Here is an 18,773-nt window from a genome sequence, read left to right on the forward strand (position 1 = left end):
TCTAAAAGTCCGGCGCATAGTGGCTTTGTCGCACTCGTGCAGCGTCTCACCGCAAATATTGGCACCCCGGCATCGATTCGCGATTCCGGGCTAGCGCAATTGTTGAACTGTGCGGACGATGGTCTAAAGCAGCTTTCGCGATGGATACCAAGGTACTACAACGACAGCGTAAAAAGGCTGTGGTCGGAGACGACCATCCGCTGTTTCGCGATGCCTTGGGTCAATTGGCTGAAGCGTTGATCCCCTGTGCCGAAATCGGCCTCGCGGAATCAATGGGTGAAGTATTCGAACTGGCGGAACAGGGGGCTCCGCCCGACATTTTCCTGCTCGACCTGATGTTTCCGGGCATGGACATTCCCGTCACCCTGCCAGAATTGCGCAAGCAATATCCACTCGCTTCGATCGTGCTAATCTCGATGGTGAGTGACGAACCGACCATTGCATTAACGATGCAATCGGGCGGTGACGGGTTCATCCACAAGGCCGTTTCGCGAGAGCGCTGTATTGACGCCATCTCGCGCGTGCTTGCGGGCGAGTATGTGATCGAGCGAGAAGATCTGGACGCCGCTTCGGACGCGCTGGCTGAAAACCTCGGCCCAACCCTGACTGCGAGGCAGCGGGTTGTGCTCGATATGTTGGCGACTAACGCCTCAAACAAGTTGATCGCGCGCGAACTGGGAATCTCGCACCTTACCGTTCGGTTGCATGTATCTGCCCTGTTGCGCGCGCTTGGAGTCGCCAACCGCAAGGATGCCGTCGCCAAGGCCAATGCACTTGGCCTATTGAGCGGCGGTTGAGCGAAGCTTCGCACCCAGGCGGATAGCATTCACCAGCGAACGCAGTTCGGCCGGATTGACCGGCTTTTTTACCACCAAAAGGCTTTCAGCCGCGGCCAGTTCCGCAATCGCGTCAGTGTCATGGCCGGTGATGACCAGCGCCGGCGCGTCAGGTCCGAGCGAAGCGCGATAGGCGGCAATGCAATCACTTCCGGTCACCCCGCCGCCCAAATCGAAATCGGAGATCAATAGATCATAGGCTGGCTCGATCAGATCGGGGATAGCAAGGCATGCATCTACTGCACATCCCCATCCAGCCAGCATCTCGGCAGAGGCTTCCAGAATATCTGGCTCATCCTCAACCAGCAGTACGCGAAATCCGCTCAACGGACTTGGAATGTCAGATCGCCGGTTGCGGAACGAGATTGTTCTCGGAGCGACGCGGCCCCGATGCGGTACCATCCCTGCGATCGCCGCGCAGGTCCCTCGGCCCAATTCCGACCGCAGGTTCACATCCAGATCGAGCAGCTCACCCATGCGCCGTACAATCGACAAGCCCAAACCGACTCCGTGCCGGTCCCGGTCGCCCAATTTTCGGACTTGATAGAATTCCTCGAACACATGCGGCAATTCCTCGGACGAAATTCCCGGCCCGCGATCCCACACTTCAATCGCAATACGACCGCCGCGAAGCCGTGCGCCAATCACAATATCGCCGCCGTCCGAATATTTGATCGCATTGGACAACAGGTTTTGAACCATCGAATGAAGCAAAACCCGGTCGGTCATCACAACGTGTCGGGTTGCCACCAGGCGTATGCGCGAAGAGGCCCAGTCAGCGACTTCTTCATTCTGTGCCACAAGCTCACGCAACAATGCCCCCAGGGCGACAGGCTCAATCCGGGGAACCAGCTTGCCGCTATCAAGCTGAGACACATCGAGCAGCGACCGGAAAAGCCCCGACACACCGACAAGCGATCGTTCGATACGATCGACGATTGCCGAATGTTCGGGCGGCAACCCTTTGCTGCGCAAATTTCCGATCAGCAGGCTGGTAGCATGAAGCGGTTGCCGCAAATCATGACTGGCCTGTGCCAGGAAACGCGATTTCGACAGGCTCGCCTCTTCCGCCTGCCTGCGGGCCATTTCCACTCGCTGGAGCAACAACCAGGCATATGCCGGTACGATCAGCGCGGTAAGCGATGAGGTGATCATTATGTTCAGGCTGCTGAGCGGAACCGGGTACAACACATAGTACAAGAAGAGCCCGATCTGGCTGATGACCATCGCAACCGCCAGATAACCCCTGCCGAAGCGCAGCCCGTGGCCGACTACTGTCCAGACGAGGACCGCATAGAGCGGCAGCATCGCTAGCGGGTTGGCGATGATGCTGAAGCTGATCGCCGCTGTATCGATAAGCATCACAAAGACGCGGCGCGCCGGGTAATGACCTGGATAACGAACTATAAGGTAATGGGTGATCGTCGCCAGCACGGCATGGCAACTGAAATATGTCAGAACCTGCCAGGCCCATGCATCAAGCTGGAATGATCCCTTGGTAATATAAGTAAAAATAAAGACATAAACGATGCAGATCGCCCACAGGCCGAAGCGGACACGCGACTGCCCGAGCTCTGCAGCCCTGTCGCTGGTACCGGTCGGTGGCTGGAGCCTGAACAGTTCGCGCGGATCCAGATAGCTTCGACTGCCTGTGCTCATGGCGAGCCTAGGCTTTCCGTTCGGGAGGCCTGACGTGCCTCAATGCCCCGATCAAATCATTCGACACCTTAGCTGTTCCCCCAACCGCTTCATAGACCTTGGACAAGTCGGCATCGCGGGGAATTGCTTGCCCCATGACGCCGCACATGTCGATAGCCTTGCCCCATACACCCCGGGCCCGATGAGCCCAGTCACGATACTATTCATATGAATCGCCTCGAAAAGCGGCTTCGATGAACTAGTTAGTCTTGCCGACGCAGCGGTTTGGCGCACGCCAAACAATCGGATTGCCCGGATGCCGTTGGGCGCGACATCATGACACGGATCGTGCTACCGCACGGCACAATGCACCCCACCAAAGCAGAATCCGATTGAATGACCGACACCGCAACCGACATTTTCGACCTGGCCGTGATCGGCGGCGGCGTGAACGGTTGCGGCATCGCGCGCGATGCGGCGGGGCGCGGCTCAAGCGTGCTGCTGCTTGAGGCGGGCGATCTGGCGGGCGGGACGTCCTCGGCTTCGACCAAGCTGATCCACGGCGGCTTGCGCTATCTCGAGCATTTCGAATTCGGCCTCGTCCGCGAAAGCCTGTCGGAGCGCGAGCGGTTATGGTCGATCGCGCCGCACATCGCCTGGCCGCTCCGCTTCGTGCTGCCGCATGTCCCGGGCCTGCGCCCGCGCTGGCTCGTGCGGCTGGGGCTCTTCCTCTACGATCATATCGGTGGGCGCAGGCTGCTGCCGAAGACCGAGAACATTTCGCTTGCCAGGCACCCGGCCGGCGCGCCGCTCAAGCCCGAGTTCACCAAGGCCTTCGTCTATTCGGACTGCTGGGTCGATGACGCCCGGCTGGTGGTACTCAATGCGCGCGACGCCGCCGACCGCGGGGCGCAAGTGCGGACCCGCTGCCGCGTCACTGCGCTTGCCCGCGAGGGCGAGCATTGGCGGATCGAGGCCGATGGGCAGGTCTTTCGTGCCCGCGCCGTCGTCAATGCCGCCGGTCCCGCCGTGCTCGATTTGCTCGGACTGGCGAACCTGCCCGCCCACCGCAACATGCGGCTGGTGCGCGGCTCGCACATCGTCGTGCGAAAGCTGTTCGACCATTCCTTCGCCTATTTCTTCCAGCTGCCCGACGGTCGAATATTCTTCGCCATCCCCTACGAGCATGATTTCACCCTGATCGGGACGACCGATGCCGATCACCATGGCGGGCTCGATCACATCGAAGCCAGCCCTGAGGAGATCGCCTATCTTTGCGAAGGGGCGAGCCGCTTCTTTCGCCATGAGGTCACGCCATCGGACGTAGTCTGGACTTATTCTGGGGTGCGGCCGCTGATCGACGATGGCTCGGGCAAGCCCGAAGCGGCGACGCGCGGCTACTTCCTGGACCTGTCGGAAAAGGACGAAGGCGCGCCCTTCCTGTCGGTCTATGGCGGCAAGATCACCACCTATCGCCATCTGGCGCAGGAAGCGATCGAACTGCTGGCAGAGCTGCTGCCCGGGCTCGGCGGTCCCGAATGGACCGACCATGCACCCTTGCCGGGCGGCGACTTCCCGGTTGGCGCGGCGGCGGCGCAAATCGCCGAGCTGGAGGCGCGCTATCCCTTCCTCGAACGGCTCTGGGCCGATCGGCTGATCCATGCCTATGGGACGCGCGCTTTCGCCCTTCTTGGTGAGGCGCAGACGCTGGATGAGTGCGGCGAACATTTCGGCCACGGGCTGACCCGGCGCGAGGTGGACTTCCTCGTTGACGAAGAATGGGCCATGACGGCCGAAGACATCTTGTGGCGCCGGACCAAGCTGGGCCTGCGCTTCACAACCGAAGAAACGACCTGGCTGTCAGAATATCTTAGAAAGAAGGCTCGCGCATGACCATCAGGATCGTCGGTATCGGCGGAACGGTGAATCCGGGCAACACCACCGAAATGGCGTTGCGGCTGGCCGCTGCGCAGGCCGAGGCCGAAGGCGCGGAAGTGACGATCTTCGGCGGCGAATATCTGGGCAAGCTGCCGCACTATCGCGGAACCGGGCACGATGCCGAACACGGCGTCGAACTGGTCGAGGCCGTGCGGCGGGCCCATGGCGTGATCATCGCCGCGCCCGGATATCACGGGACGATCTCGGGCCTGGTCAAGAACGCCCTCGACTATCTCGAAGACCTTGCGAGGGACGAACGCCCCTATCTCGACGGGCGCGCGGTCGGCCTCATCTCGACCGCCTATGGCGACCAGGCTTCGGTGAGCACGCTGCTGACGCTGCGCGGCATAGTCCACGCGCTGCGCGGCTGGCCTACCCCGATGGGGGCGACGATCCGCACCCATCACGGGCTGTTCTCGCCCGAGGGCGAATGCTTGGAAGAACCGGCGCGGACGCAGCTCGAACTGGTCGGGCAACAGACCTTACGCGGCGCGCGCGCATTGGCTTCGCTCGATTCGGAAAAGTAACCGCTAGCGCGCGACCAGTTCCAGCGCCGGTGGCAGGCTTTCGGCAAGCGCACGCGCGGCATCTCGCGTGCCCGCCCGATCGGCGCTGTCGGCGATCTCGTAGGTATAGGCGGGAATGCCGTAAGTATCGTGGAACCAGTTCTTGGTGGTGCCGCTGCCGGGATTGGCGTCGCGCCGCTCGATCGTGAAGGGATAGTCGGGAAAGGCGGATTCCTTGCTGCCCAGCCAGGCTTGCAGGAATGCTTCCTCAGCTTCGCTCGCTTCCGCGCCCTGCACGTAGAACAAATTGCTGAAGGTCGAGTGGAAGTCGAGCATGAGCACGGGCCGGATACCGTCGGGCAGCGCGTCGAGCCAGCGTTTCACAGCCTGCGTTTCCGGCTGCGAGAAGTCGCCCCAGTCCCGGTTGAGGTCCTTGCCACCAAGATTGGCGCGCCAATTGCCATGCGCCACACCGTCGGGATTGAGCAACGGGATGGCGAGGAACTGATATCGCTGGCCCAGCGCTGGATCGGCCGCGATCATCTCAGCAATCCGGTCGACGAAAGCTTCCATGGCAATTGCGCCGGTCACTTCAGGCGGGTGCTGGCGACCAAGCAGCAGCACCAGCCTTGGCGCATCGGCGCGGCCCAGGCGGACGGCTTCGATCGGCCTGCCGCCATGCGAAGCGCCCAGCGTGAAGCGGTGCGCAAGGCGGCCCTGCGCCCATCGCGCCAGAGCTTCCCGATGATCGCCAGTGTCGATGATCTCCTGCGCGCTGACAGTCGCCGCGCCAACAGGCAGGTGCATGGTGGCGGTGGTGCGATCCGCGTCCGTCTCGACCGTCAGCTGCCGGGTTTCTGCGCCGTCATGCCATTTCGGGGCATAGCGATGCCTGCCGACAAGATAGCGCAAATGCACTGTCAGCGCTTCGCCTTCGCTCGCCTCGTAGCGGAAGGCATACCAGGGGCTGGGATTGATCGGCGGCTGGTGTTCCGGCGTGACCAGCACGCTAAACTCGCGCTCGCCCTCGATGACACAGCGCGAGAAGGATGCGGCTTCAAAATCGAAGCTCAGTTTGGCCGAGCCGGTCGAGCATGCCGTTTCGACCGGCCTAGGGCCGAGATTGTCCAACGGAGGCGTGCCTGCGGTGCACGCCCCCGTTGCCAATGCGAATCCGACCAGCAGATGTCGCACAGTCATGTCCAATCGCTTCGCTCCTCAGAACTCCTTGCGCAGTTCGACATGGAACACGCGCCCGCGCGCTGTGTGCAGCTCGCTGAAGAAGCCGTAGGATTCATCGGCCAGCGGCGGATCCTTGTCGAACACGTTGTTGATCGCGAAACGCAAGCGAGTTCCATCCAGCGGCGTGTCGTTCTCGATCTTGTAGGAGATCGAGAAATTGACCGTGAACCAATCATCGACCGGATAGTAGTTGGCGTTCGGATTGTCGGACACAATCAGGTTGTCGCGCACGACGCTGGTATCATAGACCATGCCCGTATATTGCCCGAACAGGCCGACATCGACCGGGCCGCTCTCCCAATTGATCGCGCCGTTGAGCCGCCACTTGGGCCGCCCTTCGATTTCGAGCAATTGCCCCAGGCCGCCTACGGCGACATCGGTCGGCAGAGTGCCATCGGCAATCGCATCAAGCAGTTCCTGGCCGTCGGGTCCGGCCGACTGGATGAAGCTCTTGAGGCGAGCCGCATTCAGGCGCAGCCGGAACTTGCCCAGGCCGAAATCGGGGACACGATAGAACAGGCCGAAGTCCCATCCCTTCGACACGCGGCTATCGAGGTTCAGATAAGGGTCAAGCACCTGGATGATCGCACCTGCCGGAGCGAGGCTGGTGCCAGTGAACAACGCAATATCGTCGGCCGTTGGAGCCTCGCGAATGACGTTCGGATTGGTGCTGCCGTTTAGGCGACGCAGCAGGTCGAGCGCGATCGCGTTGTCGTCACCGAAGGTTCCGACCAGCCCGGTCTGCTTCACGCGCCAATAGTCCGCCGTCAGCGTCAGGCCTGGAATGAATCCCGGCTCCACCACGATGCCCAGGTTGATGCTCTCGCTGTCTTCCGGCTTGAGCAGGTCGGTGCCCGAACGGAAGCTGATTGTACCTGCACCGGGACAAGCGCCGAGGTTCGCCAACGTGCCTTTCTCGACACGCGCCTGGCAGACGACGAAGTCGTCGCGCGTGTTGGAACGGGTGGTACCCTCGTCATTGACCTGCACAAGGTTGGGGGCGCGAAAACCTTCAGACCATGCGCCGCGGAAGGTGATGCCCGGGATAGTGGTCCAGGATGCAGCTACGCGCGGCACCATCGCAGTTTCGTCAATATCGGTGAAACGCTCGATCCGGCCTGCCAGCTGGACATTGAATGCTTCGACCAGCGGAATGTTCATGTCCGAACTAACCAGCGGAACGAAGAGCTCGGCAAAGGCCGAATAAACTTCGCGGTCGCCGCTGGTATCGGGCGAGGGACTGGTGCCGGCAACGTCACTGCCGTTGAAATCGCCGGTGACGCTGTCGGTAAAGGTGATCGTTCCGTCGAGCCGCGGGTCGCGATCGTCATAGAAGGTCTCGCGGCGCCATTCGATGCCCGCAGCAACACCCAGGTCGCCACCGGGAAGGGATAGCAGGTCATCGCGGCTGATCTTGAAATCGGCCAGCGCCAGGCTGGTGCCACCCTTGCGGTACACGTCGATCCTGAAGGGATCGATCGATGATAGCGGGTTCGGCGTGCAATCGCCCTGCCCAGGGTCATCGAGACAGCCGCCGTTGAACGGATTGTAGGCGTCAGGCGTCGTCAGGTTTATCTGTTGCTGCATCAAGGTGAGCGAGACGCGGTTGCGCGCAAGGTCGACGGATTTCGCCTCCGAATAGACGAAGCCGGTGTCGAAGTCCCACGCCCCGAAATTGCCGCGCAGGCCAGCGACAAGGCGGTAAGTGTCCTTGTCCACCGAAACGTCGCGATTGCCGACGTCAACGAAGCGGTAGCGCTCCATGATGATATCCGCACCGCCGGCAGCAATCGTGGTTCCCGGAAGCCGGTTCGGGCTGCCGGTCGGTCCGAAGGGGTTCCAATAGGCAGTACGCGAAATGCCCACCGGCACTGCGCTGAGGATCGCGGAAGCCTCGATATTGCGGCGGTTTTCCGACCGGTAGTAGCTGCCTTCGAAATAGGCTTCGATGCTGTCGCTCAACTCATAGCTGAGCAGCGCCATCGCGTTGTAGCGGTCTTTCTGGCTGTACAGGTGGTTGCCGTAATTGGTGTTGTAGCGCACAGCGGTTGTCGGCGTTGTGCCTGCGCGGGCGCAGATGCCATTGCCGAAGTCCATGGCACAACTCGGGAAGGTGCTTGGCTGCAGGTAGAAATCGTCATCGCCAATCGGTGTGCGGCTCGAGGGAGCCTGGATGTCGAATTGCCCGAACGGCCCGAACGTGTTGCGATTGTTGAACGAAGCATCGCCTTCGAAATCGGTGCCTTCCACGAGCGGGATGCGGTTTTCTTCGCCTGCGTAATCGCGCGCCGAAGCGAGCAGGCCGTTCTCGTGGAAATAGCCGCCATAGACGGTCAAATTGCCGCGCCCGCCTCCGAAATCGAAGCCATAGCCCCCGGAAAGGCGGTAGCTGTAGAGACTGGTGCCGTCGGACGCGCGCCAGTCGGCTTCAAGGAAGCCGCCCTTGCGATTGCCCCTGAGCACAGTGTTGACGACGCCCGCCACCGCGTCTGCACCGTAGATCGCCGAAGCGCCATCGCGTAGCACTTCCAGCCTGCGCACGCTGCCAGGCGCGATTTCATTGGTGTCGGAGCTGACCACGGGCACCAGCAATTCGGTCTGGAAACCCGGATGCAATGTCATGCGGCGGCCGTTGATCAGCAGCAGCGTGTTGCCTGTGCCCAGGTCGCGCAGGTTGATCGACCCGACGTCGCCACGCGCGCTGTTCTGGGTCGTCGCGTTCTGCTCGTTGAAGGCCACGCTGCCCGCCTGCGGGATCGCACGGAACAACTCGTCACCCGAGGAAGGATTGATCGTTTCGATCAGCTCTTCGTCGACCACGGTGACCGGAAGCACATCATTGATCTTGGCGCCCTGGATCTGGGTGCCGGTTACCACGATCACCGGTTCGTCCGGCGGCGGTGGCGGGCCCTGCAGGTCCTGCGCTGTCGCTGCCGTGGCGGTTGCGACCAGGCTGGTGCCAGACAGCAGCACAAGCTTACGGATAGTTCCAATCTGCATTGCTATTCCTCCCGAATTCAATCTTTGAATCCTGTTTCAAACCATTTGCTAAATATCGAAGGCCATTGGCTTATTGCCTGGTCCGGCGTGCCCAGTCCCCAGCCATGCCCGCCTTCGCTGAAAATGTGAAGCTCTGCCGATGCACCTTTCCCGCGCAATGCTTCGAACAGCGCTATGCCGTGCGCAGGCGGCGTGATCGGATCGTCTGCGGCAGAAAAGATGATCGTCGGCGGCGCGCCGGCGCTGGCATGTGTATCGAGCGACCATGCCTGCTGAGCGGCCAGGCTGGGATCGCGCCCGATGATCTCCCGCCTTGTGCGGGTCTCCACGAAGGGTTTCCGCAGCGAGACGACCGGGAACAGCAGCACCGAGAAATCGGGCCGCGCGCTCACCCCTTCGTATTGGTCCGTCCCTTCGTAAAGCGCCCGCGCCGGTTGCAGCGCTGTGAAACCGGCAAGATGCCCGCCGGCAGAGAAACCCATGATGCCGATCCGGTCGGTACGCAGCCCGAATTCAGCGGCGTGGGTGCGGATGATTTTCATCGCGCGCTGTGCATCGGCAAAGGGCGCTCCCGCATCCCACCCGTCATTGGGCAGGCGATAGAGCAATTCGAATACGGTAAAGCCCTGTTCCTGCAGCCACTCGGCCGCAGGCGTGCTTTCCTTCCACAGCTGGATGCGGAAATAGCCGCCGCCGCCCGCCACCAGAACGGCAGCGCCATTGGGCTGCGCGGGCCGGTAAACCCGCATGCGCGGGGTCGAGATGTTCGAAACTGCGCCAAAGCCCGATCCCGGCCCGCCGATCTTCTCCGGTCCGGTAGGGCCGCCTTGCCCCGGCGCACGCCCCGGCCAGAGCAGTATCTCTTCATGCTCCGCTGCAAGCAAAGGCCCGGAAAGCCCAAGCCCGGCGCAAGCGCCGAGCACAGTTGAGCGGTAAATCAGGGCGCGGCGCGAAATCATGCTCCGTGCTCTGCCAATTGCGCGGTGATCGCTTCGCTATGCGGCCCGCTGCGCTCGTGCCGTTCGATGTCTTCCTCGGGCAGGGGCAGCGGATTGCCGGCCATGGCGGCCGCCAGCCGGTCGGTATCGAGCGCATTCTCCCAGCGGGCGACGACGATGGTCGCCACCGAATTGCCGATGAAATTGGTAAGCGCGCGGCATTCGCTCATGAAACGGTCGATGCCCAGGATCAGCGCCATGCCCGCGACCGGGACCGAAGGGACCACCGACAGCGTGGCGGCAAGGATCACGAAGCCCGCGCCGGTAACGCCCGCGGCACCCTTCGAACTGATCATCGCAACCAGCACCAATGCGAACTGTTCGCCCCAGCTCAACTCGATGCCCACCGCTTGCGCAATGAACAATGCCGCCAGCGTCATGTAGATATTGGTGCCGTCAAGATTGAAGGAATAGCCGGTCGGCACGACCAGTCCGACCACGGTCTTGCGGCAACCCGCAATCTCCATCTTCTCCATCAGGCTGGGCAGCGCCGCTTCGGACGAAGACGTGCCGAGCACCAGCAGCAGCTCCTCGCGCAAATAGCGGATCAGCGAGAAGATCGAGAAGCCCGTGAAATAACCCACCATCCCCAGCACCACGAGCACGAACAGTAGCGAGGTGAGATAGAAGGTTGCAATCAGTGCAGCGAGATTGGCCAGCGATCCAATGCCGAACTCGCCGATCGTAAAGGCGATCGCGCCAAAGGCGCCGATCGGCGCGAGCCTCATCAGCATATGGACCAGCTTGAACACAATCTCGCTGAGCGACCCGAGGACATCGAGCACGAGATCGCTGTGCGGGCGGGTCATCGCCATGGCCACGCCTGCCAGGATCGCGACCAACAGCACCTGGAGGATTTTTCCTTCCGTCATGGCGCTGAAGAGGGTCTCGGGTATGATATCGAGCAGGAAGCCGGTAACGCTCTGCTCCTTGGCGGTTTCAGTGAAATTGGCGACTGCGGCAGCATCCAGCGTTGCCGGATCGATCGCCAGGCCGGCACCGGGCCGCACGACGTTCCCCACCACCAGGCCGATAATCAGCGCCAGCGTGGAGAAGAACAGGAAATAGATGAAGGCCTTGCCCGCAACGCTGCCAACCTTGCTCATGTCGCGCATGCCGGCAATTCCGGTCGCAACCGTGAGGAAGATCACCGGCGCGATGATCATCTTGACGAGCTTGATGAAGCCATCGCCCAACGGCTTCAGCGATGCACCGAATTCGGGGAACAGATGCCCGACGATCGCACCGAGCACGATGGCGGTCAGCACCTGGACATAGAGCTGGCGATAGAACGGCTTCCGCTGCATGGGCACCTCGGGCGCTTGCGCGATTCCGTCTTGCCTACCCATCAGCCTCTATTCCCCCTCCACAGGCTTGTTCGCGCCTGACCTGCCCAGATTACGCGGCACCAAGCCGTGATCAAGCAAGCGCACCGCAAGTATAATACAATGTTTATTCAATAACTTGAATGAAACTCCCTCGGGCTTTGTGCGGATTTTCGCACAGATTGATTGACCTCGATGCGAAATTCCGCACAAACACTCCTGAGCGAGGCATTGCAATGAGGCAGGAAATCAGTCGCTGGTATCTTCCGGCTATTGCCGGCCTGGCAGTACTACTGGCAGGCCTGCTCGCCATGGTCGCGGTCGATCGCGCGATGCACTCTGCCGCAATGGCTGAAGCACAATCGGTAGCCGACGGCGACGCCGCGATCCTTGCTGCGGGGCTCGAAAGCGAACTCGACAAGTTCAGCCTGTTGCCGCGCGTATTGGCAGTCGACCCCGAAGTGCGCGCCTTGCTTTCCGGGGAAGCGCGACAACAGGCCGTCCTCAATCGCCGCTTGGCAGACCTCGCCGAACAGACTGGGGCGGCGGCGATCTACCTGTTGGATGCGGACGGCCTGACACTCGCGGCCAGCAATTGGGAACTTCCGACCAGCTTCGTCGGGTCCAACTACCGCTTCCGCAGCTATTTTTCGGAAGCAATCGAGAAAGGCGCCTCGAACGAGTTCGCATTGGGCACGATCAGCCGCAGGCCCGGCCTCTACATTGCCCAGCGCGTGCAGCCTGGCTCCTCGCCGCTCGGCGTGGTCGCGATCAAAGTGGAATTCGACGCAATCGAGCAGAATTGGCGCGAAGCGCAGGAAGGGGTCTTCGTCACCGATCCTGACGGGGTCGTACTGATTACCAGCAATCCCGAATGGCGGTTCCGCACGACCCGGGCATCGGAGCCAAGTGCGCGCAACCCGGCGCAGGACGAGTTGCGCTTTGGCGTCTCCTCGCTTGAACTCTTGCCTGCGGCGGGCGAAGATTCAGCTTTCTCCTCCGTCGCCCTGATCGAGAAGATCCAGCCGATCGCGCCGAACGGTTGGGAGCTGCACCTGCTGGTCGATCCGTCGCCGCGCCTCGCCGCTGCAATAGCCAACGGGCGGCTGCTGGTGTTGCTGGGCCTGATCGCAGCGGCTGCGCTAGGCGGCATACTCATCTGGTGGCTCAGGCGGCGCGAAGCGCAGGCCGAAGCGCTTCTTGCTCAACGGACCGCCACCTTGCGCGACCAGCTGCTGCAGGCGAACCGGCTGGCAACGCTTGGGCAGGTCACCGCCGGGCTGGGCCATGAAATCCGCCAGCCGGTGGCTGCCATGCGGGTCTATGCCGAGAATGGCGAACGCTTCCTCGCAGCCGGCCAGGGCGAGGCGGCCGCCGAAAACTTCGGCAAGATCGTCGGGCTGACAGCACGCATCGGCCAGATCACCGAGGAGCTGCTGCGCTTCAGCCGCCGCGGCGCACGCACTCCGGTCGAGATGCCGCTCGCCCAGGCAATCGACGGAGCACTGCTATTGCTGCGCGACCGCGTCGAGCGACATGGCGTCACGCTGGTTCCACCCGATCCCGCACTGGCGCAGACCATGGTTCGCGGCGAGCATGTCCGGCTTGAGCAAGTGCTGGTCAACTTGCTGCAGAATGCGCTCGATGCCACGCCCACAGGCGGCAGGATCGCGATCGAAATCGCAGTCGAGAGCGATCGCTGCCTGCTCACCGTGGCCGATAGCGGAACCGGGATCGATGAAAATCTGCGCGAAGCGCTGTTCCAGCCGTTCGCAACAACCAAAGAGGAAGGACTGGGGCTGGGCCTTGTCATCTCGCTCGATATCATGCGTAGCCTGGGCGGGGACCTGCGGGCCGATAGCAGCACCATGGGCGCTCGCTTCACCATGGTGATCCCCCGCACATGAACGATCTTCCGAAACTCGAAGTCGCGCTCGTCGAAGACGAACCCTCGCTTCTCGAAGCGACAGGGCAGACGCTCACCTTCGAAGGCGCGCAGGTACAGGCCTTCAGCGATGCGAGGGCCGCGCTCAAGGCGCTGACGAGCGATTTCGCCGGGGTGGTGGTTAGCGACGTGCGATTGCCGGGCATGGACGGCATCGAGTTCTTCGCGCGCCTGCGCGAACTCGATCCAGAGCTGCCGGTCATCCTCACCACTGGCCACGGTGATGTGGCAATGGCTGTCGAAGCGATGAAGAATGGCGCGGCCGACTTTCTCACCAAGCCATATTCTTCGGCGGAGCTAATTCGCGCAATCAGGGTCGCGGCAGACCGGCGGGCGCTGGTGCTCGAAAACCGGCGATTGCGCAGCGAGCTACTGCGCCGGTCGGACGGATCGATCATCGGCTCCTCCGAAGCGGCGCAAAAGCTGCGTTCGGTGGTCGAAGCGGTAGCCCGATCGGAAATCGACGTTGTGCTGGAAGGGCTGGCAGGCACGGGCAAGAGCTTTGCCGCGCGGCTGATCCACGATCTCAGCACGCGCAGCGGCAGGCCCTTCGTGACGATCGATGCGGGTATTTTGGCGCATGAGGACGCCGACCTGTTGCTGTTCGGGCGCGAGCCTTCCGCCGGGCTTTCGCGCACCGGATTGCTCGAGCGCGCGAATGGCGGCACGCTGTTCCTCGACGAACTGCAATTCCTGTCCGGGCAGACCCATTCGCGGCTGCTGGCCATGCTCGACAGCCGCTCTGTCCTGCCGCTGGGTGCCGAGCGGGCGCGCAAGCTCGACCTGCGCATCATCCTCGCCCGCAATCCCGCTGCGCTGGAGGAAGCGACGCCCCAGCGCCAGCCGCTTGAGCAGCGCCTTGGTGCGGTGCGCATCACCCTGCCCCCGCTGGCCGAGCGCCGTGCAGACATCGCCGAAACCTTCCGCCATTTCGTTCTGCTGCACGAACGCGAGCTTGGCATCGAGGCACGCAACATCAGCGAGGCCGAGTGGCGCCATATCCAGACGCACGACTGGCCGGGGAATTTGCGCGAGCTGAGCGGCTATGCGCGCGCTTTCGTTCTGGGCCTGTCAGGCATGGATGCAGTGCAAGGCCCGCTAAGTGCACAGCGCCCGCTGCAGCAGATCGTCGCCGATTTCGAACGCTCGCTGCTGGAGGATGCGCTGCGCCAGAGCGGGGGCAACGTCAACGAGCTGCAGGCGGCTTTGCAGACCCCGCGCAAGACGATTTACGACAAGCTGGCGAAATACGGCCTCACCCCGCAATCCTTCCGCAAGTAGCCGCCCCGCAGGGCAGGCAAACGCCATTTCGCACCTGCAACATAGCTCTTGGCAAAGTGGCACGGCTGGTGCAGTCTCGCCTCCAAGGCATGGATAAGACGAGCGACACCAACTTCGACGAGATGGTCGACCACCAGGGCAATGTTCGCCCGGCCTATAATGCCTATCGCAACTGGTACGACGAGCAGGAGCCCGGCTGGCTACGCAGCCAGAACGCCCGGGCCGAAGGCGTTTTCCGCCGGACCGGGATCACCTTCAATGTCTATGGCGCCGCCGACGGGGAAGAGCGGCTGATCCCGTTCGACATGGTGCCGCGCATCATCTCCGGCGCGGAATGGCGCCGCATCTCGCGCGGGATCGAGCAGCGGGTAAAGGCGCTCAACGCTTTCCTGCACGACATATATCACAAGCAGGAAATCATCCGTGCAGGGCGCATCCCTTTGCAGATGATCGCCCGCAACGACGCTTTCCTGCAGCAGATGGTGGGCTTCACGCCGCCGGGCGGCGTCTACACACACATTGTCGGTATCGACCTGGTGCGGACCGGGTCCAACGAGTTCCATGTGCTGGAAGACAATGCCCGAACCCCGTCAGGCGTGTCCTATATGCTGGAAAACCGGGAAACCATGATGACCATGTTCCCGGAGCTGTTCGCCAACATCCCCGTTCGCCCGGTGCAGGACTATCCGCGCCAGCTCGCCAGTAGCCTGGCCAAATGCCGACCTGCGGCAAGCGGCCAGGGCGAGTCTGTGATCGCAGTGCTCACGCCCGGAATATACAATTCGGCCTATTTCGAGCACGCCTTCCTGGCCGACCAGATGGGCGCCGAACTGGTCGAAGCGAGCGACTTGCGCGTGATCGACGGCCGCATCGCAATGCGCACCACCCGCGGTTACCAGCCGATCGACATCCTCTATCGCCGCGTCGACGACGACTACCTCGATCCCTTGACCTTCAAGCCGGAAAGCATGTTGGGCGTGCCCGGGATCATGGACGTATATCGCGCCGGGGGCATCACCATCGCCAATGCGCCGGGCACCGGGATCGCCGACGACAAGGCGATCTACAGCTACATGCCCGACATCGTCCGCTTCTACACTGGCGAAAAGCCGATCCTCGACAATGTCCCGACCTGGCGCTGCAGCGAGCCTGACTCGCTCGCCTATGTGCTCGACAACCTCGCCGAGCTGGTGGTCAAGGAAGTGCACGGCTCGGGCGGATACGGGATGCTGATCGGGCCGACTTCGACCAAGGCAGAAATCCGCCAGTTCGCGCAGAAACTGCGCGCCCGGCCGGACAATTACATCGCCCAGCCCACGCTGGCGCTGTCGACCGTGCCGGTCTTCACCAAGGCGGGGCTCGCCCCGCGCCATGTCGACCTGCGCCCCTTCGCGCTGGTGTCGCCGCAAGAGGTGAAGATCACGCCCGGCGGCCTTACCCGTGTGGCGATGCGCAAGGGCTCGCTGGTGGTCAATTCGTCGCAAGGCGGCGGGACCAAGGACACCTGGGTGCTGGAGGACTGACGGGATCATGCTCGGCCGCCACGCCAACGGTATCTTCTGGATGTTCCGCTATCTCGAGCGGGCGGAAAACACGGCGCGGCTGCTCAGCGCCGGTTTCCAGCTGGCCCTAACCAGCGGCATGCAGGCAGCCGACGACGAATGGCGTTCGGTACTGGTCACGACCGGGCAGGACGAGTTGTTCCGCGAGCACAACCAGAGCTATTCCGGCCTGGCCGTGCCCGAATTCATGCTGCGTTCGCGGGACAATCCCGGCAGCATATTGTGCATGCTCGAAAGCGCGCGCACCAATGCGCGGGCGGTGCGCACCGCGCTGACCCGCGAGGTGTGGGAAGCGACCAACGAAACCTGGCTTACGCTCAAGGAGATGCTCGCCCGGCCGATTACAGAGCGCAGCCTGGGTGAAATACTGACAGTGATCCGCCGCCAGGCCGCGCTGGTGCGCGGCGCGATGGAAGGCACCATGCTGCGCAACGAGATCTACAATTTCGCGCGGCTCGGCACATTCCTGGAGCGCGCCGACAACACCGCGCGAACGCTCGACGTCAAGTATTACGTGCTGCTGCCGAGCATCTCGATGGTCGGTTCGCAGCTCGACAACAAGCAATGGGAAGCGGTGCTGCGCTCGCTTTCGGGAATCCGCGCGTTCCGCTGGCTCAACGCCGGGCGGATGGATGCGCGCAGCATCGCGCAATTCCTGATTCTCGACCGACGCTTCCCGCGCAGCCTGCGCTTCTGCATCGACAAGATCGAAAGCAACCTCGCCTATCTGGCCGAGGAACACGGCGGCGAAGGCACATCGCACGAACTGGTGCGCGACGCCGCGGCGAGGCTGCGGCGAAGCGACGTCGATGCGATCATCGACACTGGGCTGCACGAGTTCATAACCGAGGCGATCACGCTCAGTTCGCACATCGCCGACGCCATTTCATCCGACTACAGGTTCGTCGACTGATGCGCCTCGCGATCACCCATTCCACCCGCTACGATTATTCGCCGCCGATCGCGCATGGGCTGCTGCGCATCCGGCTCAGGCCCAAATCCACCCACGGCCAGAATGTGGTCGACTGGTCGATGGAACTCGATGGCGCGCAGGTCGAATGCGAATATGAAGACCAGCACAACAATAGGGTGGTGCTCGCTTCGGTGCATCCGGGCATGTCCGCGGTGACGGTGACCTGCCGCGGCGTGGTCGAAACAACCGACAATGCCGGCGTGATCGGCCAACATGCCGGCCACATGCCGCTGTGGGCCTTCACCAAGCAGACCGAGCTTACGCGGCCGGGAACCCGCATCCGCGCGCTGGCCAGTTCGATCGCCAAAGAGGAACTGGGCCCGCTCGAACAATTGCACGAGCTGTCCACCCGCGTGCTTGATGCTGTCGCTTACGAGATCGGCCGTACCCATGCGCAAACCACAGCCGAAGAGGCGATGCAGGCCGGCCATGGCGTGTGCCAGGACCACGCGCATATCTTCATTTCCGCCGCCCGCGAGCTCGGCATCGCCGCGCGCTATGTCAGCGGATACCTGATGATGGACGATCGCAGCGAACAGGAAGCGGGCCACGCCTGGGCCGAGGCGTTCGTGCCCAATCTCGGCTGGGTCGGCTTTGACGTTTCCAACGGCATCTGCCCGGATGAACGATATGTGCGGGTCGCCACCGGCTGCGACTACAGGGACGCCGCCCCGATCGCGGGAATTTCCTACGGAGCTGGGGATAGCGCGCTTGAAGTTCGGCTTTCGGTTGAACAGCACACCGCGGCACAGTAGCGCAGGCTTTCCGATGGAGAATTCGCCGTGACCTATTGTGTTGGTTTGCAGATGGAGCGCGGCATTGTGCTGATGAGCGACACGCGCACCAATTCGGGCGTCGACTACATCTCCTCCTTCCGCAAGCTCTACCATTGGTCGTCGCCGGGCGACCGCCTGATCACGCTGCTTTCGTCAGGCAATCTCGCGACGACCCAGGCGGTGATCAGCAAGCTCGAGGAACGCAGCAAGGCGCCGGGCGAGCGCCACAATTCGCTTCTTGATGCGCCCACCATGTTCCAAGTGGCGTCGCTGGTGGGCGAAGTCCTGCGTGACACCATCCGCGAAAGCACGCCTTCCGATACGCCGGAGGCCAGCGGCACCTTCACCGCCTCGTTCATCCTCGCGGGGCAGATCGCGGGCATGCCCCCGCGCCTGTTCCTGGTCTATCCCGAAGGCAATTTCATCGAGGCATCGGAAGACACGCCGTTCTTCCAGATCGGCGAGACCAAATACGGACGCCCGATCCTGATCCGCGCCTATGACCGAAGCATGAGTTTCGAGGATGCGATCAAGCTGCTGATGGTAAGCTTCGATTCGACGCTGAAAGCCAATCTTTCGGTGGGCATGCCGCTCGACCTGCTGGTGATGGAAGCCGGGAATTTCGAACCGCTGCACCAGCGCCGGATCCCTGAAGACGATCCCTATTTCCGCTCGATCTCGAGCGGATGGAGCGACGCCTTGCGCCGCGCCTTCGAGGAACTGCCCGACTATTCGATCTGAGCGAGGCCGCGC

At 62.5% G+C, this 18,773-nt stretch carries 14 protein-coding genes; 9 read left to right on the top strand and 5 right to left on the bottom strand.

Annotated features, from left to right (window positions below):
- The first annotated feature begins 140 nt into the window (after window positions 1-140).
- On the top strand, window positions 141-797 hold the full coding sequence (locus tag ACUJ47_RS08650; RefSeq protein ID WP_445538000.1) for a LuxR C-terminal-related transcriptional regulator: 657 nt from the start codon (window positions 141-143) through the stop codon (window positions 795-797).
- Here ACUJ47_RS08650 and ACUJ47_RS08655 read toward each other — a convergent pair.
- Window positions 780-2,495, bottom strand: a complete 1,716-nt coding sequence (locus ACUJ47_RS08655) for a hybrid sensor histidine kinase/response regulator (protein ID WP_445538001.1) — start codon at window positions 2,493-2,495, stop codon at window positions 780-782. The genes ACUJ47_RS08650 and ACUJ47_RS08655 overlap by 18 nt on opposite strands.
- Window positions 2,496-2,870: 375 nt before the next feature.
- Between ACUJ47_RS08655 and ACUJ47_RS08660 the strand changes: the two genes are divergently transcribed.
- A complete protein-coding gene (locus ACUJ47_RS08660) occupies window positions 2,871-4,367 on the top strand; it encodes a glycerol-3-phosphate dehydrogenase (RefSeq protein ID WP_445538002.1) in 1,497 nt (498 codons plus the stop codon).
- Window positions 4,364-4,939 carry an NADPH-dependent FMN reductase gene (locus ACUJ47_RS08665; protein WP_445538003.1) on the top strand — a complete coding sequence of 192 codons (576 nt, stop codon included), beginning with the start codon at window positions 4,364-4,366 and terminating at the stop codon, window positions 4,937-4,939. Before ACUJ47_RS08660 ends, ACUJ47_RS08665 begins: the two co-directional genes overlap by 4 nt.
- A 3-nt stretch (window positions 4,940-4,942) precedes the next feature.
- On the opposite strand, the gene ACUJ47_RS08670 is transcribed toward ACUJ47_RS08665, so the two are convergent.
- The 4 genes from ACUJ47_RS08670 to ACUJ47_RS08685 are packed head-to-tail and all read right to left on the bottom strand — an operon-like array spanning window position 4,943 to window position 11,507.
- Window positions 4,943-6,118 (bottom strand): M14 family metallopeptidase, encoded by a 1,176-nt coding sequence (locus ACUJ47_RS08670; RefSeq protein WP_445538004.1) that lies wholly within the window; start codon window positions 6,116-6,118, stop codon window positions 4,943-4,945.
- 18 nt (window positions 6,119-6,136) lie between these two features.
- On the bottom strand, window positions 6,137-9,160 hold the full coding sequence (locus tag ACUJ47_RS08675; RefSeq protein ID WP_445538005.1) for a TonB-dependent receptor domain-containing protein: 3,024 nt from the start codon (window positions 9,158-9,160) through the stop codon (window positions 6,137-6,139).
- Between the two features lie 17 nt (window positions 9,161-9,177).
- Window positions 9,178-10,119 (bottom strand): alpha/beta hydrolase, encoded by a 942-nt coding sequence (locus ACUJ47_RS08680; RefSeq protein WP_445538006.1) that lies wholly within the window; start codon window positions 10,117-10,119, stop codon window positions 9,178-9,180.
- Window positions 10,116-11,507, bottom strand: a complete 1,392-nt coding sequence (locus ACUJ47_RS08685) for a dicarboxylate/amino acid:cation symporter (RefSeq protein WP_445538007.1) — start codon at window positions 11,505-11,507, stop codon at window positions 10,116-10,118. The genes ACUJ47_RS08680 and ACUJ47_RS08685 overlap by 4 nt, the downstream gene beginning before the upstream one ends.
- Before the next feature lie 212 nt (window positions 11,508-11,719).
- On the opposite strand from ACUJ47_RS08685, the gene ACUJ47_RS08690 reads away from it, so the two are divergent.
- From ACUJ47_RS08690 to ACUJ47_RS08715, 6 genes are all read left to right on the top strand, one after another.
- A complete protein-coding gene (locus ACUJ47_RS08690; protein WP_445538008.1) occupies window positions 11,720-13,390 on the top strand; it encodes a sensor histidine kinase in 1,671 nt (556 codons plus the stop codon).
- Entirely contained in the window at window positions 13,387-14,709 is a 1,323-nt protein-coding gene (locus ACUJ47_RS08695) for a sigma-54-dependent transcriptional regulator (protein WP_445538009.1), read from the top strand. The genes ACUJ47_RS08690 and ACUJ47_RS08695 overlap by 4 nt, the downstream gene beginning before the upstream one ends.
- Before the next feature lie 89 nt (window positions 14,710-14,798).
- Window positions 14,799-16,232: a circularly permuted type 2 ATP-grasp protein gene (locus ACUJ47_RS08700; protein ID WP_445538010.1), complete on the top strand. Its 1,434-nt coding sequence runs from the start codon at window positions 14,799-14,801 to the stop codon at window positions 16,230-16,232.
- A 7-nt stretch (window positions 16,233-16,239) separates the two neighbouring features.
- Complete coding sequence (locus ACUJ47_RS08705) at window positions 16,240-17,184, top strand: alpha-E domain-containing protein (protein ID WP_445538011.1); 945 nt, start codon at window positions 16,240-16,242, stop codon at window positions 17,182-17,184.
- Window positions 17,184-17,999: a transglutaminase family protein gene (locus tag ACUJ47_RS08710; RefSeq protein WP_445538012.1), complete on the top strand. Its 816-nt coding sequence runs from the start codon at window positions 17,184-17,186 to the stop codon at window positions 17,997-17,999. Before ACUJ47_RS08705 ends, ACUJ47_RS08710 begins: the two co-directional genes overlap by 1 nt.
- Before the next feature lie 27 nt (window positions 18,000-18,026).
- Complete coding sequence (locus ACUJ47_RS08715) at window positions 18,027-18,761, top strand: peptidase (RefSeq protein WP_445538013.1); 735 nt, start codon at window positions 18,027-18,029, stop codon at window positions 18,759-18,761.
- Window positions 18,762-18,773: the final 12 nt, after the last annotated feature.

It is taken from the genome of Altererythrobacter sp. Z27 (assembly GCF_052683155.1).